This is a genomic window from Blautia sp. An249, assembly GCF_002159835.1.
Lineage (GTDB): Bacteria > Bacillota > Clostridia > Lachnospirales > Lachnospiraceae > Blautia_A > Blautia_A avistercoris.
This window is the reverse complement of the sequence record NZ_NFJL01000004.1, coordinates 20,859-44,577: the sequence shown is the minus strand read 5'-3', so window position 1 is coordinate 44,577 and position 23,719 is coordinate 20,859. Positions and strand designations below refer to the sequence as shown.

Below are 23,719 nucleotides of genomic sequence, written 5' to 3'. Positions count from 1 at the left end.
AAAATGTGAGTGAATCTGAGAAAGAAAGGGGACAAGTATGCCGGCAAGTGATATTGGAATTGACCTGGGCACCTGCAGCTGCCTGGTGTATTCTACAGGAAAAGGCATCGTATTAAAAGAACCCTCTGTGGTTGCTTATGATAAAGATACCGAAAAAATTAAAGCAATCGGCGAAGAAGCCAGGCAGATGATAGGAAGAACCCCCGGGAACATAGAAGCGATCCGCCCGATCCGCCAGGGAGTTATTACGGATTATACAGTAACTGAGAAAATGCTGAAATATTTTATATCGAAAGCCATGGGAAGAAGAGCTTTCCGTAAGCCGAGAATCAGCATCTGCATCCCAAGCGGCGTGACAGAAGTGGAGAAGAAGGCGGTGGAAGAAGCCACTTACCAGGCCGGGGCAAGGGAAGTGTTTCTTATTGAAGAGCCCATTGCGGCGGCTATCGGCGCCGGCATTGACATTACCAAGCCCTATGGCAACCTGATCGTAGACATCGGCGGCGGAACCACCGACGTGGCCGTGATTTCACTGGCCGGGATTGTGGTATCCAGCTCACTGAAAGTGGCAGGAGATAATTTCGATCAGGCGATTATGCGGTATGTGAGGAAGAATCACAATCTGTTTATCGGTGAACAGACAGCAGAAGATATTAAAATTAAAATCGGAACGGCCTGCGAACAGGCGAAGACGGCAACCATGGAAGTGAAGGGACGAAATGTAATCACAGGACTTCCCAGGATTGCCACTCTGACATCAGAGGAAATCAGAGAAGGACTAAAAGAAGAAGTCGGTCAGATTGTGGATACGGTTCACGGAGTACTGGAGAAAACACCGCCGGAACTGGCTGCGGATATTGTAGACCGGGGAATCATTCTCACCGGAGGCGGTTCCCTGCTGCAGGGAATGGAGACACTGATCGAAGAAAAAACAGGAATTCACACACTGACTGCCGAGAATCCCATGATGGTAGTGGCGGAAGGTACGGGCATGTATGCCCAGGTGATTTCAGAGATGAAATAAACCAGAATATGGCTGACGGACGGAAGGGATTTCCGGCCGGACAGCCTTTTTTCTATAAAAGATTCCACAGGAAAGAGGCATTGGGATAAGGATGAGCGATACAGTAACGGGATACATTGATCATATCATTTTTCGGAATCAGGACAATGGTTACACCGTTTTGGTTTTAAAAAGTGAAGAGATAGAAGAACTGACCTGTGTGGGGACCTTTGAATATATTTCCCAGGGAGAATGGATAGAAGCCCGGGGACATTATACAGAGCATCCCATGTACGGACAGCAGTTCCAGATCGAATCTTATAAAGAAAAAGCTCCGGAGGACGCCCTGGCTATGGAGCGGTATCTGGGAAGCGGAGCAATTAAAGGAATCGGGCCGGCTCTGGCAGCCAGGATTGTAAAAAAATTCAAAGAAGATACTCTGAGGATTGTACGGGAAGAACCGGAGCGGCTGGCAGAAATTAAGGGGATCAGTATGCGTATGGCCAGAGAGATTTCCCAGCAGGTGGCAGAGAAGGAAGACCTGCAAAAGGCCATGATCTTCCTGCAGCAGTATGGAATCTCTCTGAATCTGGGAGTGAAAATCTACCAGAAATACGGGAACGGACTTTATCACGTGCTGGAGGAAAACCCCTATCGTCTGGCAGAAGACATAACGGGAGTGGGCTTTAAAATTGCAGATGAAATCGCCTCGAAAATCGGCATCCATACAGATTCCGATTACCGGATACGAAGCGGAATTCTCTATGTTTTCGTACAGGCAGTGGGAGAGGGCCATACCTATCTTCCAAAAGAAGAGCTTCTGCTAAGAGCATCCCGGCTTTTGGGGGTGGAGGCTTCCTTTATGGAGAAGCATCTGATGGATTTGGCTATGGATCGGAAAATTATACTGAAAGAAAGAGAAGAACAGGTGATTGTCTATGCCAGTCAGTACTATTATCTGGAATTGAATACGGCCCGAATGCTAAACGAGCTAAACGTCCGCTGTCAGACCGACGAGGCCATGGCCATACGGAGACTGGAAGCTATTGAGAAAAATAACCGGATTGAGCTGGATGAACGGCAGAAAGAGGCGGTATTAAAGGCAGCGGAATACGGATTGTTTATTCTGACGGGTGGACCGGGAACCGGAAAGACCACAACCATTAATACCATTATCCGTTTCTTTGAATCGGAAGGGATGGAAATCCGGCTGGCAGCTCCTACGGGACGGGCGGCCAAGCGAATGACGGAAGCTACCGGCTATGAAGCCCAGACCATTCACCGGCTTCTGGAACTGAGTCAGGGAGGAGAGAATTCCGAACAGATGGGATATTTTGAGAGAAATGAGGATCATCCTCTGGAGGCGGATGTGATTATTATTGATGAGATGTCCATGGTGGATATTCATCTGATGCACGCCCTGTTAAATGCCATCTGCGCCGGAACCCGCCTGATTCTGGTGGGAGACGTGAACCAGCTTCCTAGTGTGGGACCCGGAAACGTGCTGCGGGATGTGATCCGTTCCGGGATTTTTCCGGTGGTGGAGCTCAATAAGATTTTCCGCCAGGCGTCCCAGAGCGACATTGTGGTAAATGCCCACCGGATTAACCGGGGAGAGGCGGTACCCATACATAATAAAAGCCGGGACTTCTTCTTTTTGAAACGATATGATGCAGACGTAATCATCCGGGTGCTGATTGCATTGATTCAGGAGAAACTGCCCCCCTACGTAGACGCGAAACCGTCGGAAATTCAGGTTCTGACTCCTATGCGAAAGGGACTTCTGGGAGTGGAGAGACTGAACCAGATTCTGCAGAGATATTTAAATCCTCCTGATAAGAAAAAGAAAGAGAAGGAAAGCGGAGAACGGATTTTCCGGCAGGGAGATAAGGTAATGCAGGTGAAGAATAATTACCAGTTAGAGTGGGAAGTCCGGGGAAAATACGGAATTCCCATAGAGAAAGGCGTGGGTGTTTTCAACGGGGACATGGGACTGATAAAGGAGATCAATGACTTTGCCGAGCTGGTTACGGTGGAATTTGAAGACGGAAGAACCGCGGAATATTCCTTTAAACAACTGGAGGAGCTGGAGCTGGCCTATGCCATTACCATACATAAATCTCAGGGCAGCGAGTATCCGGCGGTTCTTCTTCCTCTTCTGGGAGGTCCGCGGATGCTGATGAACCGGAACCTGCTGTATACGGCAGTGACCAGAGCCAGAAAATGCGTGACCGTGGTTGGAAGTGAGGAGACATTCCTGGAAATGATACGCAACAGGCAGCAGCAGAAGAGATACAGTTCTCTGGATACTTATATTCAGGAACTGGCATAAAAGAGAGTCTGATTCGGGGTGGAAAGGATGAAAGAAGATGAGAAACGGATGGGATTTATTCTACCCGCCCTGCTGTCCTCTCTGCCATCAGATACTGCAGGGACAGGAGCAGATGATCTGCGTAAAATGCCGGGCAAAACTTCGGCCCATAGGGGAACCCCGGTGCAAAAAATGCGGCAAACCTCTGGAGGACGGACAGGAGGAACTGTGCCGGGACTGTCGGGTACGGCCCCACTGGTTTGAAGAAGGGAGAGGGATTTTTCTCTATGACCAAAAGATGAAAGATTCCATTATCCGCTACAAATACGGAGGAAGAAGAATTTACGGGGAATTCTATATCCGGGCGCTGGCTCTGTACGGAGAATCCTCCATGAAATTATGGAGGCCGCAGGCGGTCTTTCCGGTCCCTATGGAGAAACGAAAGAAACGAAAGAGAGGGTTTAACCAGTCCGAGCAGCTTGCTCTGGGAATCGGCAGGCAATTCGGGATTCCTGTCTGCACAGACTGGATTCAGAAAGTGAAGAAGACCAAAAGCCAGAAAAAGTTAAATGCAGCGGAGAGAAGGCGGAATCTTCAGGAGGCTTTCCGGGGAAAACCGGGCGTCTGGAAGATAGAGAGGGCTTTAATTGTGGACGATGTATATACCACAGGGGCCACCATAGACGCAGTGGCCGGAGAATTAAAGAAACATGGAGTAAAAAAGGTTTATTTTCTGACCATTTGCACAGGCTTTGTCTAAGCCAAAAAATCCTTTTCATGGTTAGAGATCTATGTTACAATCAATCTGTATGAGTATTTGTGGTGAAAGAAGATAAGGAGTTATTTATGTTAAACACAGAGAAAGTAAAACTGATGACGAAGCTTGCCATGTATGAAAACGGAGAAGGCAAACAGTATCTGCCGGTGAGCAAATATTACAGAACAGACTACATCGGACTGGCTCTCATTAAAAATTTCTTTTTAGTGACTCTGGGATACGGTCTTATACTGCTGGCAGGGCTTGGATATTTCGCTGAATATTTAATGGAGAATATACATAAGATGAATCTGGTATCTCTGGGAGTCCGGATATTGCTCGGGTATATTGCCGTTTTAGTTCTTTACAGCATTCTTACGTATATTCAGTATGCATGGAGATACCATAAGGCGAAAAAAAGTGTAAAAGATTATTATGTACAGCTTACCCGACTAAATAAAATGTATAACAAGGAAGAGAAGAAGCTGGGCAGGAGGGGACAGAAATGACAGGATTACTGGAACTAAAACAGAAAATAAAAAACTTTTACGGTCAGTATGAGGTATATCTGCTGCCGTGTCTGAAATTTGCTTTGGCGCTTATCTATTTCTTATGGATTAACACAACCCTGGGCTTTATGGAAAAATTAAACAGCCCCTTTGTGATCCTGGTGCTTGCGCTGATATGTTCAATCCTTCCTTCCAATGCCATTGTTTATCTGGGATTTCTTCTGATTGCAGGGCATTGTTACGGAGTGGGAATTGAAGTGGCAGGCTTTGCCCTGGTATTAATCCTGTTTCTGATGATTCTGTTTCTGCGGTTTTCCGCGAAAAATAATCTGATACTGGCATTTACACCTCTTGGTTTCGCAGCCGGAATTCCTACGGTGATTCCCATGGGCGGCGGTCTTCTTTCCAGCCCTCTGGCATGTATTCCGGCAGGCTGCGGAGCAGTTTTTTACTTCTTTGTAGAGTATGTCAGCGAGCAGGCGAAAGTGCTTCAGAATGCAGATACGGAAATGACAGAGAAGATTAAAATGCTTGCAGACGGACTGATGAAAAACCAGGAAATGTGGATTACAGTGGTGGCATTTGTGGCTGTTACCTTACTGGTGAATCTGATTCGTACCAGAGCCATTGACTATGCATGGAGAATTGCCATAGTGGCCGGAGGCGTACTGTATATCTTTCTGATGCTGGCCGGCAGTCTGTTCCTGAATACGGATACTTCTCTTCTGGGTGTTATTATTTCGTCCGTGGCGGCAATTGCAGTGGGAATTGTGCTGGAGTTCTTTGTATACGGCGGGGATTATACCAGAACAGAACGGCTGGAATATGAAGACGACGAGTACTACTACTATGTGAAGGCAGTTCCCAAGCTGACCGTTGCAACCAGTGAGAGAAATATTAAGAAGATTAACGCAGAACCCATAACAGAAGAACCGGCGCCCAGGCAGCCGGCAGATTATGTGGCGCCTATGTATGCGGACGACAGAATTATTCCTCAGGAGAAAGAAGAGGACAATCCGTCTCCGGCAGAGGGACCGGTGGTTCATGAAATAGACTTTGAGAAAAAACTGGAAGAGTCTCTGAAGGATTTATAGATTCAAAAAAGAGCTGAGAAAGTAAAGCAGAAAGGAGCGCATACATGGATGTCTTAAACCAGATACTGAACGACTATCTGCCGAAAATCTCCCTTCCCAGAATTGGCTTTACAGACATTATCGAGATACTTCTGATTTCGTTTTTTATCTATCAGTTTATGTTCTGGATTAAGAGTACACGGGCGTATGCATTGTTAAAAGGCATAGCGATTGTGCTTCTGTTTATTCTGCTGGCATATATATTCAGGATGAATACGATTTTGTGGATCGGGAAGAATCTGGCGACCATTGCCATTACTGCTGTATTAGTTATTTTCCAGCCGGAGCTGAGAAAAGCGCTGGAACAATTAGGGCAGAAAAATATTATGGCAAGTCTGATTCCTTTCGACAGCGGTAAAACAGAAGGGGAGGAAAGGTTTACCGATAAAACCATTAATGAAATTGTAAGGGCATGTTTTGATATGGGCGAGGTAAAGACCGGCGCCTTAATCGTAATCGAGCAGAATGTGGTTTTAAATGAATACGAGAGAACCGGAATCAATATTGATTCTGTGATTACCAGTCAGTTATTAATTAATATTTTTGAACATAACACCCCCCTTCACGACGGGGCGGTGATTATACGCGGAAACCGCATTGTGGCGGCTACCTGTTATCTTCCTCTGTCGGACAATATGGCTTTAAGCAAACAGCTTGGAACCAGACACCGGGCAGGAGTGGGCATCAGTGAAGTCAGTGATTCTCTGACCATCATTGTGTCAGAAGAAACCGGCCAGGTATCCGTAGCAGTGGAGGGGATTCTTACAAGAGATATTACGGCAGAACAGCTCCGCGGATTTTTAAGGAAGATCCAGAATAAAAAGAAAACCGTAGACAGCAGCAAATTGAAACAGCTTTGGAAGGGGAGAGTGAAACATGAAGAAGAGTGATTTGACCGCGAACCTTTCATTAAAAGTGTTTTCAGTTGTCATTGCAGTTATTATCTGGCTGCTGGTGGTTAATATTGATAATCCCATTATTACCCGTCATTTCCGGGTTCCTGTAGTAGTCCAGAACGAAGCCTATATTGAGAGCGGCGGGAAAATGTGTCTGATTCAGGAGGAGCAGGATACTACCCTGGTATCTGTTACCGGACAGAGAAAAACAGTAGAAAATCTCACTGCCGAAGATATTACAGCTACGGCAGATCTGAAGCAGATTGTGGATATGAATACAGATCCGGTTATGGTACCCATCAGCGTTTCCTGTGATCAGATAAGCAGCGGAAACTTATCGGCTTCTCCCGGAAATATGGAAATTATTATTGAAGAAATGATGACGCAGGAGTATATTATTAATGTGACTCAGGACGGACAGCCGGGAAAGGGGTACGAAATCGGTACAGTACAGGCAAACCCTGAGAAAGTGAGGATCACAGGCCCCAGTTCCCTGATACAGAAAATTGATACAGTAACAGCCACTGTTAAAGTGGACGGAGCGACCTCTGATATTAATGCGACGGCCAATCTTCAGATTATTGATAAGAATCAGGAAAATCTGTCCGAGAGCCAGATGCGGTATCTGAAATATGATATTGCCAACCCTTCTGTGAATGTGACAGTAAACCTGTGGAAGGTACGGAGCAATATAAGTATCAAAGCAGATTATACAGGAACACCGGCGGCCGGCTATAAAGTGGACGGCGTGACGATGACCCCAAGTGAAGTCAGCGTGGCAGGAAGCGATGAGGCTTTAAACAGTCTGAACCAGCAGGGGAATGTTATCTGGATACCGGCAGACTATGTAAATGTGAGTGAGAAGAGAGAAGACTTTGAGACAAAAGTAAATCTGGTGGATCTGCTGCCGGAAGACTTAAAACTCACCACAGGTACGGCAGAGACGGTGATTGTACACGCGGATATTATGCCTGAGAACAGTCAGGAGTTTACAATTCCCACCAGGGACATCAAGATAGAAAAACTCTCAAAGGGACTGGATGCAGTATTTGAAACGGATAAGATAGACGTGCGTGTGGAGGAAAACGGCGCAAGCCTTTCTGCACTCAGCACAGACGACATTGAAGCATCCATTAATCTTTCAGATAAGGAAGAGGGAAGTTATGAAGTTCCGGTGGAAATCAAACTTCCGTCCGGCTATAAGCTGCTTACAGAGGTAAAAACAGAGATCAAGATTTCCGGAGAAGCAGATGCCGAAGAATAGGGGGAAAGGATACTATGATTAGCAGAAAAGTAGTTATCAAGAATCCCACAGGCCTTCATCTCAGGCCGGCCGGGATTTTGTGTAAAGAAGCTATGAAATATAAATCTCTGGTTACATTCACATTTGAAGGGGGTACTGCCAATGCCAAAAGCGTTTTAAGTGTTCTCGGCGCCTGTGTGAAGTGCGGAGATGAGATTGAGCTGGTATGTGAAGGGGTTGATGAAGAAACAGCAATGGAAGCGTTAGTAAAAGCGATTGAAGATGGATTGGGAGAATAATGAAGGAGGAAGAAAAGTGAAGAAAAGAGTACTGGCATTTATGCTGAGTGTATGTATCTGTGCCTGCACAGTGCTGGAAGTAGGAGCCGCTGTGATCACAGACGGCCAGACAGTGCAGGAGGAAGACAGTGTACAGACCGATAGTACAGATGAAGGTTCTCAATCAGAACAGGAACAGGAACCGGCAGATACTTCTTCAGATGAGACAGAGGATGACGAGACAGTAGATACCGACGAAGAAGAACAGGAAGATGAGGAAGAAGCTGTTCAGGAAACAGAGGAGACACAGGAGACACAGGAGATACAGGAAGACCCGTCAAATGAATTAGTGGCCGAAGAGGAGCCCATTTCCACTTTGGAGCCCCAGGCAGCCGTTTATGCAGCAAAAGCCGCAGACAGCATCGTGGTACAGGAGAAGGATGCGGTATGGGAACAGGATGCAGCAAGCGGACTTTACAAACTGAGAAGAGTTCAGCCTCAGGACGGACAGCCGGAATATTATGTACAGGAAGACGGACTGGTTACTGTGGCCTATGCCCAGGGAGCAGCAGGCTACTATTTTGATGAGAACGGAGTTCTTCAGACAGGTGAAGTAGAAGTGCCGGCCGGCACCAGAGGATTTTCCAATACAAAAGATACCTCTTACTATTTTATGCCAAATGACAGCGTGGACTATGTAGGCGGTGCCATGAAGACATCCAATCTGGGAAGACTGCAGAAGAACTTCTGGTATTATACAGGAAGCGCCTGGAGATTTTTCTGTGCCGGAGACGGAAGCTTTATGAGTGTTACCGAATACTGGAACCGGTATACCGATGGAAAACAGGACTGGATTAAAGTCAAAGACAAATACTTTATTTTCCCCAATGCAAATGGTGTGCCGAGAACCGGCGTACAGATAATTCCGGGACATAACAACCAGAGATATTATATGGAGAAAGAAAGCGATCCGGTATACGGAGCTCCCGGAAAGATGGTACAGGGAGAATGGAGACAGGTTCCGGGTGCAGAAGGAACCGTAGCTCCCCGTTGGTGGTATTTCGGACCCTATGGTTACTGGGTAAAGAAATATGACAAACAGAGAATTCCTCAGTTAGACGGCGGAAAATACTATTATGTATTGTCTGAAACAGGATATTTGTTTAAAAATACCATGAAAGAGGCAATTTCTGCCAAAAGCACGGTAAGTAAAAAGAAATACTGGTATTTTGTAGACAGCAATTACCGTGTTGTACAGAATAAACTTTATACATATAAGGGAAAAAGATATTATATCAATGAATACGGCCACCGCGCAGAATATACAAGCGGATGGCATATGGTAAAACCTGCCGGAAACAGATTCTATAAATTCGGCGCAGGCAGTGCGGTTGTAGAAGTGAAGAACCAGTTTGCCATTGTAACCTATAATGGAAAGAAGGCCTGGTATTACTTTAACGCCAACGGAAATCATTATAAAAACCTTTGGAATGTAGGTTCCATTTCCCATTATTACTTCCTGCCAAGCGGTGTTCTGGCAAGCGGAGTGACAGAATATAACGGAAACAAATACTTCTTTAAGAAATCCAGCACCAAGAAGGTGGAAGGCGCAAGGCTGACCGGCTGGATTGGAAGTGCGGGACATTACTACTATGCAAATCCTAAGACGGCGATCCTGGCCAAAGGCTGGACAGCCATTGACGGAGCATGGCATTATTTTGATCCCAATACCTGCGCTGCCGTTTCCAATAAAGTGGTAACCAGAAACGGTGTGAAAGGATGGCTGGATTCCAAAGGAAAATTCTGTACCGGCTGGATTGTAACCAGCAACGCCAACAACCAGGTAAAATATTTCGACAGCGCCTCCGGTTCCTTTGTGAAGTCTAAGTGGAAGACCATCAATGGATTAAAGTATTACTTTGACGCCAACGGATACCGCAGAAATGATGTAAGCAATGTAATCAAAGGACCATACGCTTTACAGGTAGACAGAAAGAACGGAGTTATTACTATTTATACTTCCGACTGGAAGACGCCGGTAAAATCAGTGAGAACCTCTGTAGGAGCCGCATCTACGCCGACACCGCTGGGGAATTATCACATCTACCGGGCAGGCCGGTGGCAGCTTCTGATGGGACCGTCCTATGGACAGTATGCAAGCCATGTATCGGGCGCCGGCCAGGGTGGAATCTTCATTCATTCGGTAGCCTGCACAGCACCAAGCAGTTATGCACTGCCGGCTAATGAATTTAATAAGCTGGGCAATCCGGCATCCCACGGATGTATCCGTACCAATGTGGCAGATGCATTATGGATTTATAACAACTGTAACGGCGCTGCAATCAGCATCGTAGATAAGGCAGTAGTTGCCAATGATGCTTTAAAGGGACCACTGGGAAAACCGAAAAAGATTACCATACCAAACAGTCAGAAGTATGATCCTACGGATCCGGCAGTTTAATAAGTAAAAAGCAGGCGTGTTCTAAAACAGTTCCTATAAATGGCAGGAGGTTTTAGAACACGCCTTTTGTTTGGCGGAAGAAAGGAAAAAGAAAATGGAAAAATGGAAGAACTATCTTTTGCTGCATTTGAATATTCTGCTGTTTTCGTTTACAGGAGTTTTTTCAAAAGCAGCTTCCATACAGTATAATGAACACGGACTCAGAGGAGCGGGCGTCTATCTGTTTGCCGGACTGATGATTCTCAATTGCTTTATTTATGCATTGGCCTGGCAGAAGGTAATCAAGAGATTTGATTTGAATGTAGCCTATGCCAATAAGAGTGTCTATCTAATCTGGTCTCAGGTGTGGGCGGCTCTGATTTTCAGGGAGAATTTGTCCATTCGAAACATTTTGGGACTGTTAGTGGTGCTGATTGGAGTATTGGTGGTGACGAGAAATGAATAGAATGTATATGCTGTTAATGTTTGCGGGGACGTTTTTCACAGCGATTTCCCAGGTTCTTCTGAAACAGAGTGCAAACCGTTCCCATAAAAGCTGGATTTATGAATATTTAAACTGGAGAGTGATTTTATCTTACGGGATATTCTTCGGCGTCCTGTTATTGAATACCTATGCCTATACCCGGGTGGATATGAAATACGGGGCAGTAATTGATACCTTCAGTTATGTGTTTGTGATGCTGCTTTCTTTCTTTTTGCTGGGTGAGAAATTTACCAGAAGAAAGGTGATAGGAAATCTGATTATTATCGGAGGAGTACTTCTGTATACCCTCTGAATAAAAAGGCCGTTTGCCAGAGCCGGAAAAATTTTGGTCTCTGGTAAACGGCTTTTATGTATGGTATCAGCTCCAGCTCTCCTGATAAAAAGAATAGAGGGTCTGAATGACGTATTCCTGATCTTCCCGTTTCAGTCCGTAGTAAAGAGGCAGGCGCAAAAGACGGGAGCTCTCCCTGGTAGTATAGACGTCTTCCCCGTGGAAACGTCCGAACCGCTGACCTGCCGGGGCGTTGTGAAGAGGGATGTAGTGGAAAACGGCCAGAACTCCGTGCTCCTTGAAATAGGTGAGAAGCCGGTTGCGAACCGTTTCATTTTCCGCTTTCAGGTAATACATATGGGCGTTGTGTTCTGCATAAGGAGGAATGTACGGCTGAACGATATATCCTTTTTCCGCCAGGGGGCGCAGGGCCTCATGGTAGAAATTCCAGCTCTCCATCCGGTTGTTCTGAATCTTGTCCGCCTGTTCTAACTGGGCCCAGAGATAGGCGGCATTCAGATCGCTGGGAAGGTAGGAAGAACCGTAATCCACCCAGGTATATTTATCAATCTGTCCACGGAAGAATTTGCTTCGGTTGGTTCCCTTTTCCCGGATAATCTCTGCCTGTTCTCTCCATCTCTCGTCCTGGAATAAAAAGGCACCGCCTTCCCCCATGGTGAGGTTTTTCGTTTCGTGAAAACTAAGACAGCCGAAATCACCGATGGTTCCCAGGGAACGGCCTTTATAATAAGCGTCAAAGCCCTGGGCGGCATCTTCAATAACCAGAAGATTTCTTGCTTTGGCAATGTCTGTAATGGTATCCATTTCACAGGAGACGCCGGCATAGTGAACCGGAACAATGGCCCTGGTTCTGGCAGTGACTGCGTCTTCAATCAGGCGTTCATCCAGATTCATGGTTTCCGGACGGATGTCTACAAACACAATATTTGCACCCCGCTGAACAAAAGCGTCTGCTGTGGATACAAAGGTATAGGAAGGCATAATTACTTCATCGCCTTCTTTCACCTGGGCCAGCAGAGCCGACATTTCCAGCGCATGTGTGCAGGATGTGGTAAGAAGGGAATAATTCACATGAAAATGAGAATTGATCCATTCGCTGCATCTGTGTGTAAACGCCCCGTCACCGCATATCTTCTGGTTCTGAATCGCTTCTTTTATATATTTTTCTTCTGTTCCCACATAGGGAGGTACGTTAAAATCAATCATATGGCAATTATAGTATAGTCTTTTGGAAATGTAAAGATTGTTTCAAAAGATCAGAAAGAGGTTGATTTTTTTGATAGACCGTGTTTTAATGGAGGTGAAAATTAATGAAAAATTAAAAAAAATGTAATATCTGGAAAACGGGAGTTGAAATTATGAAAAATGAGAGGATTTGGAAACGGTGTCTGATGGGCATTTTGGCTGTGGGAAGCGCAGTGGCGCTGTCTGCATCTGTGTATGCCATGGGCGGTCAGACAGAGGCAGAACGGGCACAGCAGAGTCGGGACGCCGTGGCAGAAGAAGAACTGACAGCAGAAAACTCGATGGATACAAGAGCCCTGTCTCCCAACCGTTGGGCAAAAATAGACGGAAAATGCTACAATGGCAGCGGACAGGTGATTCCCGGAGCCATAACAAGGGGAATTGACGTCTCTTTCTGGCAGGGAGAGATTGACTGGGACGCTGTGGCCGGCGACAATGTGGACTTTGCCTTCATCCGGGCAGGCGGATATGGCGGCACCACCTATGATTCTCAGTATGTAAACAATATGAAGGGAGCCAATGCAGCCGGTCTTCCGGTGGGCGTTTATTATTACAGCACAGCCAAGACCACAGAGCAGGCCCTGGCAGACGCCCAGTGGGTCATTGAGAAAATGCGGGGATATAAAGTTTCCTATCCGGTAGTTGTGGATATGGAAGACGGATCCCTTACTTCTCTTTCCCCTACGCTTTTATCTGAGCTGGCAAAGACTTTTTGTGATGAAATTGAAAAAGCCGGATACTATCCCATGATTTACTGCAACACGAACTGGTATAAGAATTATCTGGTTCCCAGTATTATCAGCGGGATCGATGTATGGATTGCCAGCTATGGGGATAAAATCATGGCGCCTTCAGGAAACTATTACACCATCTGGCAGGCCACAGACGGAGACGGCGGAGGAACGATGAATCCTACTATGGGATTGATTGACGGCATTGATCCTTATAATAATGTGGACATCGATTTCGGCTTTACGGATTATACAAAGATCATTGTTCCGAGGACTGCGCCTGTTTCTACCTACGAACCGACTGTGGATCCTTCCAAAAAGAACGGGTTTGTTACAGAAAACGGATACAAATACTATTACCAGAACGGGGTCAAGGTAAAGGGCAAATGGGTCAAAGATAACGGAAAGTACTATTACTTTACCAAAAATACAGGACTGATGGTGACTTCCACCTTACTGGCCAATTCCGATAAATCGGTGATCTATTATGTGAATCGTTACGGCGAGAGGGTAACCAATCTGCTGGGAACGGTAAACGGGGATAAATACTACTTTGGAACCACGGGAAACGCAGTGCGGGGATGGAAGGGAACGAAAGGGAACTTCTATTATTTCAATCCTTCCGATGGAAAGATGGTGAAAAATAAGTTTATCACCTCCTCTCTGGGAACCAGATACGTGAAGGCTGACGGCGTAATGGTAGACACCTACGGAACCTTTGATGTGGGAAAGAATACCTATTTCGCCCTGGGGAAAAACAACGGTTATTTCATTCAGAAGGGATGGCTGCAGACCAAGGCAGGAAACTGGTATTATTTTACCCTGGGAACAGGAATTATGCTGAAGAATACTACTCTTACCAATACGGCAGGATATACGTATAAGTTTTCCGCATCAGGAAGATGTACCAATAAAATATAAACCAGACAGGGACGAGTCAGAAGAGCGGACGAAAGGGGAAAGACCTTTTCGTCCGCTTTGCCTTGAATCGCCTATATAAAAATGCTATACTATCATTAAATATGACCATTTTTGAGAAAAGGAGAAAAAACATGAGAACCTATCTTGTGACCGGAGGAGCAGGTTTTATCGGCTCTAATTATATCCATTATATGTTTGAGAAATACGGAGAAGAGATTCGGATTATCAATGTGGACAAACTGACCTATGCAGGGAATTTAGAGAATTTAAAAGACGTGGAAGGAAGGGAAAATTATACCTTCGTAAAGGCCGATATTTGCGACAGCGAAAAGATTAACCAGATATTCGCGGAAAATGACATTGACCGGGTGGTGCATTTTGCAGCAGAAAGCCATGTGGACAGAAGTATTAAGAATCCTACTGTGTTTGTGGAAACCAACGTACTGGGCACTCTGGTTATGCTTAATGCTGCCAAGGCAGCCTGGGAACTTCCCGATGGAACTTACAAAGAGGACAAGAAGTTTCTTCATGTTTCCACCGATGAAGTCTATGGTTCTCTGGAAGAAGACGGGGGATATTTCTATGAGACTACCCCGTATGCGCCTCACAGCCCCTACTCTGCAAGTAAGGCTTCTTCCGATATGCTGGTAAAGGCCTATATGGATACCTATAAATTTCCGGCCAATATTACCAACTGCAGCAACAATTACGGTCCCTATCAGTTCCCGGAGAAACTGATACCGCTGATTATCAACAATGCTCTTCACGGAAAGAAGCTTCCTGTATACGGAGACGGAAAGAATGTCAGGGACTGGCTGTATGTAATGGATCATGCCAAGGGAATCGACATGGTACAGGAGAAAGGACGTCTGTTTGAAACCTATAATATCGGAGGCCATAACGAGAAACAGAACATCCAGATCATTCATATCATTCTGGATACGCTGCAGGAGATGCTTCCCGAGGGAGATCCCAGAAAAGAACTGGTAAGCGAGAAACTGATCACTTATGTGGAAGACAGAAAAGGCCATGATCGCCGTTACGCCATTGCGCCGGATAAGATTAAAGAAGAAGTGGGCTGGTATCCGGAGACCATGTTTGAAGACGGAATCCGCCTGACCATCCAGTGGTTCTTTGAACATGAGGACTGGATGGAACATGTAACCAGCGGAGATTATCAGAAATACTACCAGGAAATGTACCAGGATAAATAGAGGAGAAAACGAGTATGAAAGGAATTATTTTAGCCGGAGGTTCCGGAACCAGATTATATCCCCTGACCAAAGCCATCAGCAAACAGATTATGCCGGTGTACGACAAACCGATGATTTATTATCCTCTTTCTACGCTGATGCTGTCGGGAATCCGGGAAATTTTAATCATTTCCACCAGAAGAGACCTGCCTGTTTTCCAGGAACTGTTCGGAACAGGAGAGCAGCTTGGCCTGTCCATGTCCTATGCGGTACAGGAGACTCCAAGGGGGCTGGCGGATGCCTTTCTGGTAGGAGAAGAATTTATCGGCAATGACAATGTGGCCCTTGTACTGGGAGATAATATTTTCTATGGACAGAGTTTCTCCCGGGTTTTGCTTCAGGCAGCTTCCAGAGAAAGCGGGGCTACCATCTTCGGATACTATGTGCGGGATCCCAGAGAGTACGGTGTGGTGGAATTTGATGAAAACGGTAAAGCACTATCTATAGAAGAGAAGCCGGAACATCCCAAATCCAATTATGCCGTTCCGGGACTCTATTTCTATGACAACGATGTGGTTGAAATTGCAAAACATGTGAAACCTTCCGCCAGAGGCGAGATTGAGATTACCAGCGTCAATAACGAATATTTAAGAAGGGGCACTCTGCATGTGGAGACTCTGGGACGGGGATTTGCCTGGCTGGATACGGGAAATCATGATTCTCTGCTGGATGCGGCAGACTATGTGGCCGCCATTCAGAAACGGCAGGGACTTTACGTCTCCTGTATTGAAGAGATTGCTTATAAACGAGGCTTCATTACCAGAGAACAGCTGGTAGAGCTTGCCCAGCCTCTTTTAAAGACGGCCTACGGCCAGTATCTGATAGAGGTATCTGAGGGATTGTAGAATACAAATAAAGAGAGGAAGAAAAAAATGGGTAAAATTACAGTAACACAGTGTGGAGAAATTGAAGGACTTAAAGTAATTGAACCTGCCGTATTCGGCGATGAACGCGGATATTTTATGGAAACCTATAATTATAATGATTATAAAGCGGCAGGTATTGATATGGAGTTCGTCCAGGACAACCAGTCCAGTTCTAAAAAGGGAGTTCTCAGGGGCCTTCATTTCCAGATTCAGTATCCACAGGACAAACTGGTGCGTGTGGTCAGCGGGGAAGTTTTTGACGTGGCCGTGGATCTGCGTCCCGGTTCCGCGACCTACGGGCAGTGGTATGGCGTGGTGCTTTCAGCGGAGAATAAGAAACAGTTCTTTATTCCCAAGAATTTTGCCCATGGATTTTTAGTGCTGTCCGATTACGCAGAGTTTGCGTATAAGTGCACAGATTTTTACCATCCTAACGATGAGGGCGGAATTGCATGGAACGATCCGGATCTTGCTGTCAAATGGCCCATTCCGGAAGGAATGGAACTGATCCTTTCAGAAAAAGATAAGAAATGGGGAAGTTTCCGGGAATTTTCGAAACGATAGGATGGGTGTAATTCATGTTGAAGAAACTATTTTCTTTGCCTGCGGAGGTGTACCAAAACCGCAGACTGGTATTAAAGCTGGCAAAAAACGACTTTAAAACAAAATACGCAGGCTCTTATCTGGGAATTGTATGGGCTTTTATCCAGCCCATCGTCACAATTCTGGTTTACTGGTTTGTATTTTCAGTGGGCTTTCGGGCGGATACCGGAGATCTGGGAATTCCCTTTGTGCTGTATCTGGTGGCAGGAATTGTGCCCTGGTTCTTTTTTCAGGATGCGCTGAACGGGGGAACCAATGCCCTTTTGGAATACAATTACCTGGTCAAAAAAGTAGTGTTTAAAATCAGTGTTCTTCCCATTGTAAAAATCGTATCCGCCGCATTTGTACATGTGTTTTTTGTTGCGTTTATTATTCTTCTTTATATATTTTACGGACGCTTTCCGGATTTCTACTACCTGCAGCTTGTGTACTATTCCGGCTGTCTGTTTGTACTTGTACTGGGACTGTGTTATATGACCTGTTCGGTGGTGGTGTTTTTCCGGGATTTAACCCAGATCATCAATATTGCCCTTCAGGTAGGGATCTGGCTGACGCCCATTATGTGGGTATCAGAAAATGTTCTGGGACCGGATTCCCTGCTGGGAAAGATACTGAAGCTGAACCCGATTTATTACGTGGTATCCGGGTATCGGGATGCGTTTATATTTAAAGAATGGTTTTGGGAACATCCCTGGTGGACCCTTTATTTCTGGGTCTTTACAGCCGTGTGTTTCCTGTTTGGCGGATGGGTGTTTAAGAGACTGAAAATCCATTTTGCCGATGTATTATAAGATTAATAGAAAGGATTTTTTTCGTGGGCAAAAAAGTCATTCAGGTTCGGAATTTAGATAAAATGTATAAGCTCTATGAGAAACCTTCTGACCGACTGAAGGAATCTCTGGGGCTTACCAGAAAAAAGTGTTATCGTGAACATTATGCGCTCCATGACATTAATTTTGAAGTGGAGCAGGGGGAAACGGTAGGTATTATCGGAACCAACGGTTCCGGTAAATCCACAATTTTGAAAATTATCACCGGCGTGTTAAATCCTACGGCGGGAGAAGTGGTGGTGGATGGAAGAATTTCAGCTCTTCTGGAGTTGGGAGCAGGATTCAACCCCGAATATTCCGGGCTGGAGAATGTATATTTAAACGGCACCATGATTGGATTTTCCAAAGAGGAGATCGAACAGCGTCTGGATGATATTTTAAGTTTTGCAGATATTGGGGACTTTATCCATCAGCCGGTAAAGATGTATTCCAGCGGTATGTTTGTACGGCTGGCTTTTGCCGTTGCCATTAATATTGAACCGGAAATTCTCATTGTAGACGAGGCCCTGTCTGTGGGCGATGTGTTCTTCCAGGCCAAATGTTATCATAAATTTGAAGAATTTAAGAAACAGGGAAAAACAATTTTATTCGTAAGCCATGATTTAAGCAGCGTTTCCAAATACTGTGACCGGGTAATTCTGCTGAACAAAGGCCAAAAGCTGGATGAAGGAGAACCGAAAGAGATGGTAGACCTCTACAAACAGCTTCTGGTGAAGCAGGATCCGGTGAAACAGGGAACCCAAGGGGCAGAGGCAGAGGTGCAGGCCCAGTCCCAGACTCAGACCGGAAGCTGGCAGAGCAGTTTCCAGACCAATCCCAATACCCTGGAATACGGGGAAAAACAGGCGGAGATTGTAGATTTTGTGGTGGAGGACGCAAGGGGCCGGTATACAAATACCATTGAGAAAGGTGAACGGTTTAAAATTAAAATGAAAATTCATTTTAATGAAGACATTCAGGAGCCGATTATGGCCTTTACTTTTAAAAATATCCGGGGAACGGAAATTACCGGAACCAATACCATGTATGAAAAAGCAGTCGTACCCCATCCTGAGGCCGGGAAAGAATGTATTGTGACATTTCAGCAGAAAATGGATCTGCAGGGAGGGGAGTACCTCCTTTCCTTCGGCTGTACCGGGTATAAAGAAGGAGAGTTCCGGGTATTTCACAGACTGTATGACGCCTGCAATGTGACAGTAATATCTGCAAAGAATACGGTAGGATTCTATGATATGAACTCCAAAGTCACCATAGAACAGGAAGGGGAATAAGATGGAGAGGGAAACGATAGGAAAGGTGTCTCTGGATTATACGTATTATCCGGGGAAAGATTTATACAGCGATGGGCCTGTGGAGGAAGAACTATTAAAAATTGCCCAGACCTGTACGGAAGAGCAGTTGAATCAGGTGATTGCAGAACGAAAAAGCTGGCCGGTTCTGTACCACTTTTCTCATATCCGGCAGAACATCGTAAACTGGCTGCCCATCACAAAAGAAGATTCCATTCTGGAAATCGGTTCCGGATGCGGGGCCATTACAGGCGCTCTGGCTGAGAAAGGAAAAGACGTTACCTGCATAGAGCTTTCCAGAAAGCGCAGCCTGATTAATGCCAATCGAAATAAAGAGTATGGAAATATCGAAATTCTGGTGGGGAATTTCCAGGACATTGAAAAAAATCTTCCGGAAACCTACGACTACATTACTTTAATCGGAGTATTTGAATACTCGGAAGGGTATATAGGAGGGGAAAATCCCTATACAGAGATGATGACCCGCATCTCCAGGCATCTGGCGCCGGGGGGCAAACTGGTGATTGCCATTGAAAATCAGTTAGGTTTAAAATACTGGGCAGGATGCACGGAAGATCATGTGGGAAAATATTTTGAGGGACTGGAGGGGTATCCACAGACGGAAGGTGTGAAGACTTTTTCCAGGAAAGCATTAAAAGACTTAATTGAAAGTGCGGGAAACTTCCGCACAGAATTTTATTATCCCTATCCGGATTATAAATTTCCGATGATTCTGTTTTCCGATGATTATCTTCCAAAGAAAGGAGATCTGAGCCAGAATTTCAGTAATTTCGACAGAATGAGAATTCAGTTGTTCGATGAGCCCAGAGTATACGATACGCTGACGGAGAGCGGACTGTTTCCCGAGTTTTCCAATTCGTTTCTGGTTCTGGTGGAGAGAGTGTAGCTATGGCAAAGGTGATATATGCAAAATATTCCAATGAACGAAGCCGGAAATTCTGTATTCGCACAGAAATTTTAGAAGAGCAGGATAAAACCCGGTATGTGCGGAAACTGCCTGCAAATCCGCAGGCCAGAGAGCACGTAAGCAATTTATATAAATGGTACGAGCTGTTTTCCAGTGAAAAAGGCCAGAGTGCTGTTGTCTACAATAAATGTCAGAAGCAGAAAGAAGCCGTCTGCCTGGAATATGTGGAGGCCCCCAGTCTGGAGACGGTTCTGGATTCCTGCCTGGAAAATGCAGAAGTGGATAAGGCGGCGGAGCTGTTCCGGAAATATCTGCGGATCATACAGGAATTATATGAAAAGGTTCCTTTTGTAAAAACTCCCCGTTTTCAGGAAGTGTTCGGCGATGCCAGGCTGCCGGAAGGATTAAAGTGCGCACTGGTTACCAATATTGATACAGTCTGTGGAAACATTGTTCTGACCGAACCGGCCACCATTATTGATTATGAATGGACCTTTGATTTTCCGGTTCCGGCAGGTTATGTAATTTACCGGATGATTCATTATTACATTGACTGCCGTAATATCCGCAGTGTGTTAAAAAGTTATAATCTGTATGAGGAGTTTCAGATCACCCCGGAGCTTCAGAATACGTACAAAAAGATGGAAAAAGCCTTCCAGGCATACATTACGGGAAAGCATGTGCCTATGCGGGAAATGTTCCGGTCCATCACTCCCGGAGTGGGAAGAATGGACTTTCTTAAGGAAGAACGGCTGCAGGTGTATTATTCATTCGGGGAAACTTACTGCGAAGAAAATACCCTGAACTACCCTATTAAGGAAAATAAAGTTGCGGTAACTGTGGTTCTTCCGGAAAACGTACGGAAAATCCGACTGGATCCGGGCGATAAGGCATGTGCGGTAAAAATCAGAACACTGATGTTTAAAGGAAAGAAAAAACAGCCGGACTTTCAGGTTCCGGAAGGAACAACCCTTGGCGGCTGGATTTACATCGGAAAAGACGATCCGAATATTGACGGAATACAGGTTCCCAAAGGCTGCACACAGTTAAGGGTGGAAATGGAAATTCATCCCTTTAACGGGGAATGTATTCGTGAACTGGTGCGTGATACCAGGAAACTGGAAGAACAGAACCGGCGTCAGAAACGGCTGATCGAAGACATGCAGAATACAAAAGTATGGAAGTTATATCAGAGTTATCGTAAGAAAGTGGAAAAAAGATAGGAGGATTTGTATGGAACAGCAGGTTTGCGAAATACGCAGGGAGAGGTTTCATCTCCTGGAACCGGATGTGTATCTTTTGCAGGGAACCATACCGGAAGGAAGCGAAGTTACCGCATATCTGGATGAAGTCAGAATTGAGGCAGATACAGAAGACTGGGTTGCTGAGAGCGCGCTGGAGAGATTCCGGGAGGATGAGCTTTTAAATGGAAGAAAAGTTACGGTTTCCGTGCGGTTTCCATCGAACCTGGAAGAATATAAAGAGCTGAAAGTTTACGTTTCAGACCAGGAAGAGAAGGTCCTGTGGTTTTGCATTAAAGTAAAAGAACTGCTGAAAAGAAAAGACAGACCCCAGTATTATGTGGATGAAGAAGCCATTGACTTAAAAAACAAAACCTGCCGTCTGCGGGGATGGGCTGCATCGGCCAGTCATGTCTCCATTAAAGTTTTTGACGAAAAGAAACAGCCCATAGACTGCGAAATCCAGAGAAACAGCCGGGTGGATGTGGTTCAGGTATATAAAGAGTGCCAGGTGGAAGAAAAATGCGGCTTCTATACAGAAGTGAAAAATATCCAGGGGAAAATGCTCTATCTGGTATTCTGGACGCCCCAGGGAAAGGCTATTCATCCCATCGATTTAAGACGTTCTGTTATCCTGAAAAACCAGTGGGCCAAGTATCAGCGTAAAGGTGTGGATTACTGGCACAGATACGGCGTCCGGGGACTGATTTCCAGAAGCTATAATAAGCTGAAAGAAATAAGGAATAAGCCGGAGGAATATGGAAAATGGCTGAAGAAACATCTTCCCACCCAGGAAGAGTTAAAGAAACAAAGAAGCACTACCTTTTTGAAAAAGCCCCGGATCAGCATTGTAGTTCCCCTCTATAAAACAAAGAAAGAGTATCTGGAACAACTGATTGCATCGGTTCAGGATCAGACGTATACCAACTGGGAGCTGTGTCTGTCCGACGGAAGCGGAGCGGATTCCCCCATTGCAGATCTGCTGGCAGATTATGGAGCAAAGGATAAGAGAATCAAGGTGATTTCTCACAGGGAGCCTCAGCATATCTCCGCCAATACCAATGCAGCCATAAAAGCTGCCACAGGAGACTTTATTGCCTTTGCAGATCATGACGATGTGCTGACGCCCAACGCCCTTTATGAATGTGTAAAGGCGTATAATAAAAACCCGAAAATCCAGGTGTTCTATTCAGACGAAGATAAGATGACCATGGACGGAAATAAATTCTTCCAGCCTCATTTTAAACCGGATTTCAACATCGATCTTCTCTGTACGGTAAACTATATCTGCCATTTGTTTGTGGTAAATAAAGAAATTATCGGGAAAGTGGGAATGCTGCGTCAGGAATTTGACGGCGCTCAGGATTATGATTTTATTTTCCGCTGCATTGAGGCTACCAGGGAAATTTATCACATTCCTAAGATCCTCTACCACTGGAGATGTCATGAGGACTCCACGGCAGAAAATCCGGAAAGCAAGATTTATGCTTTCGAGGCAGGACAGAAAGCGGTGCAGGCTCATTATGACAGAATCGGCGTGAAAGCAGAAGTGAGCAAAGGCGAATTCCTGGGACTGTACAGAACCCGTTTTCTGAGGGAGTACGATCCGCTGATTTCCATTTTGATTCCCAATAAGGATCACATTGAAGATTTGAAGCGGTGCATTGACTCTCTGGAGAGTAAGTCCACCTATAAAAACTATGAGTATATTATTATCGAAAACAACAGCGAGGAAGAGGAGACATTTGCTTATTATAAAGAGCTGGAAGCAGAAAATGAAAAAGTGCATGTAGTTTACTGGGACGGCCCATTCAACTATTCAGCTATCAATAACTTCGGAGAGACCTATGCAAAGGGAGAATATCTCCTCCTGCTGAACAACGATACAGAATTTATTAATGAAGACTGTCTGGAGGAACTGCTGGGTTACTGTATGCGCCGGGATGTGGGAGCCGTGGGAGCCCGTCTGTACTACGATGACGATACCATTCAGCATGCGGGTGTGGTTCTGGGATTCGGCGGAATTGCAGGACATTGTTTCGTTCAGCAGCCCAGAGGATTTACCGGTTATTGTCACAGAATTATCTGTGCCCAGGATTACAGTGCGGTAACAGCCGCCTGCATGATGGTAAAAAGAGAAGTCTTTCATGAAGTGGGCGGATTCAGTGAAGATCTGGCAGTTGCCTTTAATGATGTGGATTTATGCATGAAGATTACAGCGGCAGGGTATCTGGTTGTTTATAATCCCTATGCAGAGCTGTACCACTACGAATCCAAATCCAGAGGGCTGGAGGATACTCCGGAGAAAATCGCAAGATTTAATAAGGAAATTGCAACTCTGGAGAAACACTGGCCGAGAATCTTCAAAGATCCGGACCCCTATTATAACCCCAATCTGACACTGGAAAGTCAGGATTTTTCATTAAAGAAGTTATAGGAGGTAGA

At 45.4% G+C, this 23,719-nt stretch carries 21 protein-coding genes; 20 read left to right on the top strand and 1 reads right to left on the bottom strand.

Going from position 1 to position 23,719, the window contains the following annotated elements; genetic code table 11:
- Positions 1-37: 37 nt before the first annotated feature.
- The 11 genes from B5F53_RS05285 (at position 38) to B5F53_RS05235 (ending at position 11,367) form a co-directional block, all read left to right on the top strand.
- On the top strand, positions 38-1,024 hold the full coding sequence (locus B5F53_RS05285) for a rod shape-determining protein (RefSeq protein WP_087220894.1): 987 nt from the start codon (positions 38-40) through the stop codon (positions 1,022-1,024).
- A 91-nt stretch (positions 1,025-1,115) separates the two neighbouring features.
- Complete coding sequence (recD2, locus tag B5F53_RS05280; protein ID WP_087220891.1) at positions 1,116-3,335, top strand: SF1B family DNA helicase RecD2; 2,220 nt, start codon at positions 1,116-1,118, stop codon at positions 3,333-3,335.
- A 37-nt stretch (positions 3,336-3,372) separates the two neighbouring features.
- Positions 3,373-4,074 carry a ComF family protein gene (locus B5F53_RS05275; protein ID WP_087220888.1) on the top strand — a complete coding sequence of 234 codons (702 nt, stop codon included), beginning with the start codon at positions 3,373-3,375 and terminating at the stop codon, positions 4,072-4,074.
- Between the two features lie 86 nt (positions 4,075-4,160).
- Complete coding sequence (locus tag B5F53_RS05270) at positions 4,161-4,580, top strand: hypothetical protein (protein WP_087220885.1); 420 nt, start codon at positions 4,161-4,163, stop codon at positions 4,578-4,580.
- Positions 4,577-5,674 carry a hypothetical protein gene (locus tag B5F53_RS05265; RefSeq protein ID WP_087220882.1) on the top strand — a complete coding sequence of 366 codons (1,098 nt, stop codon included), beginning with the start codon at positions 4,577-4,579 and terminating at the stop codon, positions 5,672-5,674. Before B5F53_RS05270 ends, B5F53_RS05265 begins: the two co-directional genes overlap by 4 nt.
- Positions 5,675-5,718: 44 nt before the next feature.
- A complete protein-coding gene (gene cdaA, locus B5F53_RS05260; RefSeq protein WP_087220878.1) occupies positions 5,719-6,603 on the top strand; it encodes a diadenylate cyclase CdaA in 885 nt (294 codons plus the stop codon).
- Entirely contained in the window at positions 6,590-7,873 is a 1,284-nt protein-coding gene (locus B5F53_RS05255; RefSeq protein WP_087220875.1) for a CdaR family protein, read from the top strand. Before cdaA ends, B5F53_RS05255 begins: the two co-directional genes overlap by 14 nt.
- Before the next feature lie 14 nt (positions 7,874-7,887).
- Positions 7,888-8,151 carry an HPr family phosphocarrier protein gene (locus B5F53_RS05250; protein ID WP_087220872.1) on the top strand — a complete coding sequence of 88 codons (264 nt, stop codon included), beginning with the start codon at positions 7,888-7,890 and terminating at the stop codon, positions 8,149-8,151.
- Positions 8,152-8,167: 16 nt separating this feature from the next.
- The gene (locus tag B5F53_RS05245; protein WP_140398205.1) at positions 8,168-10,591 is read left to right on the top strand and encodes a L,D-transpeptidase family protein; all 2,424 of its coding nucleotides are present in this window, start codon (positions 8,168-8,170) and stop codon (positions 10,589-10,591) included.
- 94 nt (positions 10,592-10,685) lie between these two features.
- On the top strand, positions 10,686-11,036 hold the full coding sequence (locus B5F53_RS05240; RefSeq protein WP_087221324.1) for an EamA family transporter: 351 nt from the start codon (positions 10,686-10,688) through the stop codon (positions 11,034-11,036).
- The gene (locus B5F53_RS05235; RefSeq protein WP_087220866.1) at positions 11,029-11,367 is read left to right on the top strand and encodes an EamA family transporter; all 339 of its coding nucleotides are present in this window, start codon (positions 11,029-11,031) and stop codon (positions 11,365-11,367) included. Before B5F53_RS05240 ends, B5F53_RS05235 begins: the two co-directional genes overlap by 8 nt.
- 66 nt (positions 11,368-11,433) lie before the next feature.
- Here B5F53_RS05235 and rffA read toward each other — a convergent pair whose 3' ends face one another.
- Positions 11,434-12,573 carry a dTDP-4-amino-4,6-dideoxygalactose transaminase gene (gene rffA / locus B5F53_RS05230; protein ID WP_087220864.1) on the bottom strand — a complete coding sequence of 380 codons (1,140 nt, stop codon included), beginning with the start codon at positions 12,571-12,573 and terminating at the stop codon, positions 11,434-11,436.
- A gap of 152 nt (positions 12,574-12,725) precedes the next feature.
- Between rffA and B5F53_RS05225 the strand changes: the two genes are divergently transcribed.
- The 9 genes from B5F53_RS05225 to B5F53_RS05185 all read left to right on the top strand — a co-directional run bounded on the left by B5F53_RS05225 (position 12,726) and on the right by B5F53_RS05185 (position 23,711).
- Positions 12,726-14,264 (top strand): GH25 family lysozyme, encoded by a 1,539-nt coding sequence (locus B5F53_RS05225; protein ID WP_087220861.1) that lies wholly within the window; start codon positions 12,726-12,728, stop codon positions 14,262-14,264.
- A 131-nt stretch (positions 14,265-14,395) separates the two neighbouring features.
- On the top strand, positions 14,396-15,478 hold the full coding sequence (rfbB, locus tag B5F53_RS05220; protein WP_087220858.1) for a dTDP-glucose 4,6-dehydratase: 1,083 nt from the start codon (positions 14,396-14,398) through the stop codon (positions 15,476-15,478).
- A gap of 14 nt (positions 15,479-15,492) precedes the next feature.
- Positions 15,493-16,362 (top strand): glucose-1-phosphate thymidylyltransferase RfbA, encoded by an 870-nt coding sequence (rfbA, locus tag B5F53_RS05215; RefSeq protein WP_087220855.1) that lies wholly within the window; start codon positions 15,493-15,495, stop codon positions 16,360-16,362.
- Between the two features lie 27 nt (positions 16,363-16,389).
- Positions 16,390-16,947 (top strand): dTDP-4-dehydrorhamnose 3,5-epimerase, encoded by a 558-nt coding sequence (rfbC, locus tag B5F53_RS05210; protein ID WP_087220852.1) that lies wholly within the window; start codon positions 16,390-16,392, stop codon positions 16,945-16,947.
- Between the two features lie 14 nt (positions 16,948-16,961).
- Complete coding sequence (locus B5F53_RS05205) at positions 16,962-17,777, top strand: ABC transporter permease (protein WP_087220849.1); 816 nt, start codon at positions 16,962-16,964, stop codon at positions 17,775-17,777.
- A gap of 23 nt (positions 17,778-17,800) precedes the next feature.
- Positions 17,801-19,087 (top strand): ABC transporter ATP-binding protein, encoded by a 1,287-nt coding sequence (locus tag B5F53_RS05200; protein WP_330396159.1) that lies wholly within the window; start codon positions 17,801-17,803, stop codon positions 19,085-19,087.
- Position 19,088: 1 nt separating this feature from the next.
- On the top strand, positions 19,089-20,012 hold the full coding sequence (locus B5F53_RS05195) for a class I SAM-dependent methyltransferase (protein WP_087220846.1): 924 nt from the start codon (positions 19,089-19,091) through the stop codon (positions 20,010-20,012).
- Positions 20,013-20,014: 2 nt separating this feature from the next.
- Positions 20,015-21,256, top strand: coding sequence for a hypothetical protein (locus B5F53_RS05190; protein WP_087220843.1), 1,242 nt, complete (start codon positions 20,015-20,017; stop codon positions 21,254-21,256).
- A 10-nt stretch (positions 21,257-21,266) separates the two neighbouring features.
- Positions 21,267-23,711: a glycosyltransferase family 2 protein gene (locus B5F53_RS05185; protein ID WP_087220841.1), complete on the top strand. Its 2,445-nt coding sequence runs from the start codon at positions 21,267-21,269 to the stop codon at positions 23,709-23,711.
- The last annotated feature ends 8 nt before the right edge of the window (positions 23,712-23,719 follow it).

Excerpts from the sequence above, each read along its gene's own strand:
- B5F53_RS05285 (WP_087220894.1), top strand. The coding sequence starts at position 38 with ATGCCGGCAAGTGATATTGGAATTGACCTGGGCACCTGCAGCTGCCTG.
- recD2 (WP_087220891.1), top strand. The coding sequence starts at position 1,116 with ATGAGCGATACAGTAACGGGATACATTGATCATATCATTTTTCGGAAT.
- B5F53_RS05275 (WP_087220888.1), top strand. The coding sequence starts at position 3,373 with ATGAGAAACGGATGGGATTTATTCTACCCGCCCTGCTGTCCTCTCTGC.
- B5F53_RS05270 (WP_087220885.1), top strand. The coding sequence starts at position 4,161 with ATGTTAAACACAGAGAAAGTAAAACTGATGACGAAGCTTGCCATGTAT.
- B5F53_RS05265 (WP_087220882.1), top strand. The coding sequence starts at position 4,577 with ATGACAGGATTACTGGAACTAAAACAGAAAATAAAAAACTTTTACGGT.
- cdaA (WP_087220878.1), top strand. The coding sequence starts at position 5,719 with ATGGATGTCTTAAACCAGATACTGAACGACTATCTGCCGAAAATCTCC.
- B5F53_RS05255 (WP_087220875.1), top strand. The coding sequence starts at position 6,590 with ATGAAGAAGAGTGATTTGACCGCGAACCTTTCATTAAAAGTGTTTTCA.
- B5F53_RS05250 (WP_087220872.1), top strand. The coding sequence starts at position 7,888 with ATGATTAGCAGAAAAGTAGTTATCAAGAATCCCACAGGCCTTCATCTC.
- B5F53_RS05240 (WP_087221324.1), top strand. The coding sequence starts at position 10,686 with ATGGAAAAATGGAAGAACTATCTTTTGCTGCATTTGAATATTCTGCTG.
- B5F53_RS05235 (WP_087220866.1), top strand. The coding sequence starts at position 11,029 with ATGAATAGAATGTATATGCTGTTAATGTTTGCGGGGACGTTTTTCACA.
- rffA (WP_087220864.1), bottom strand. The coding sequence starts at position 12,573 with ATGATTGATTTTAACGTACCTCCCTATGTGGGAACAGAAGAAAAATAT.
- B5F53_RS05225 (WP_087220861.1), top strand. The coding sequence starts at position 12,726 with ATGAAAAATGAGAGGATTTGGAAACGGTGTCTGATGGGCATTTTGGCT.
- rfbB (WP_087220858.1), top strand. The coding sequence starts at position 14,396 with ATGAGAACCTATCTTGTGACCGGAGGAGCAGGTTTTATCGGCTCTAAT.
- rfbA (WP_087220855.1), top strand. The coding sequence starts at position 15,493 with ATGAAAGGAATTATTTTAGCCGGAGGTTCCGGAACCAGATTATATCCC.
- rfbC (WP_087220852.1), top strand. The coding sequence starts at position 16,390 with ATGGGTAAAATTACAGTAACACAGTGTGGAGAAATTGAAGGACTTAAA.
- B5F53_RS05205 (WP_087220849.1), top strand. The coding sequence starts at position 16,962 with ATGTTGAAGAAACTATTTTCTTTGCCTGCGGAGGTGTACCAAAACCGC.
- B5F53_RS05195 (WP_087220846.1), top strand. The coding sequence starts at position 19,089 with ATGGAGAGGGAAACGATAGGAAAGGTGTCTCTGGATTATACGTATTAT.
- B5F53_RS05190 (WP_087220843.1), top strand. The coding sequence starts at position 20,015 with ATGGCAAAGGTGATATATGCAAAATATTCCAATGAACGAAGCCGGAAA.
- B5F53_RS05185 (WP_087220841.1), top strand. The coding sequence starts at position 21,267 with ATGGAACAGCAGGTTTGCGAAATACGCAGGGAGAGGTTTCATCTCCTG.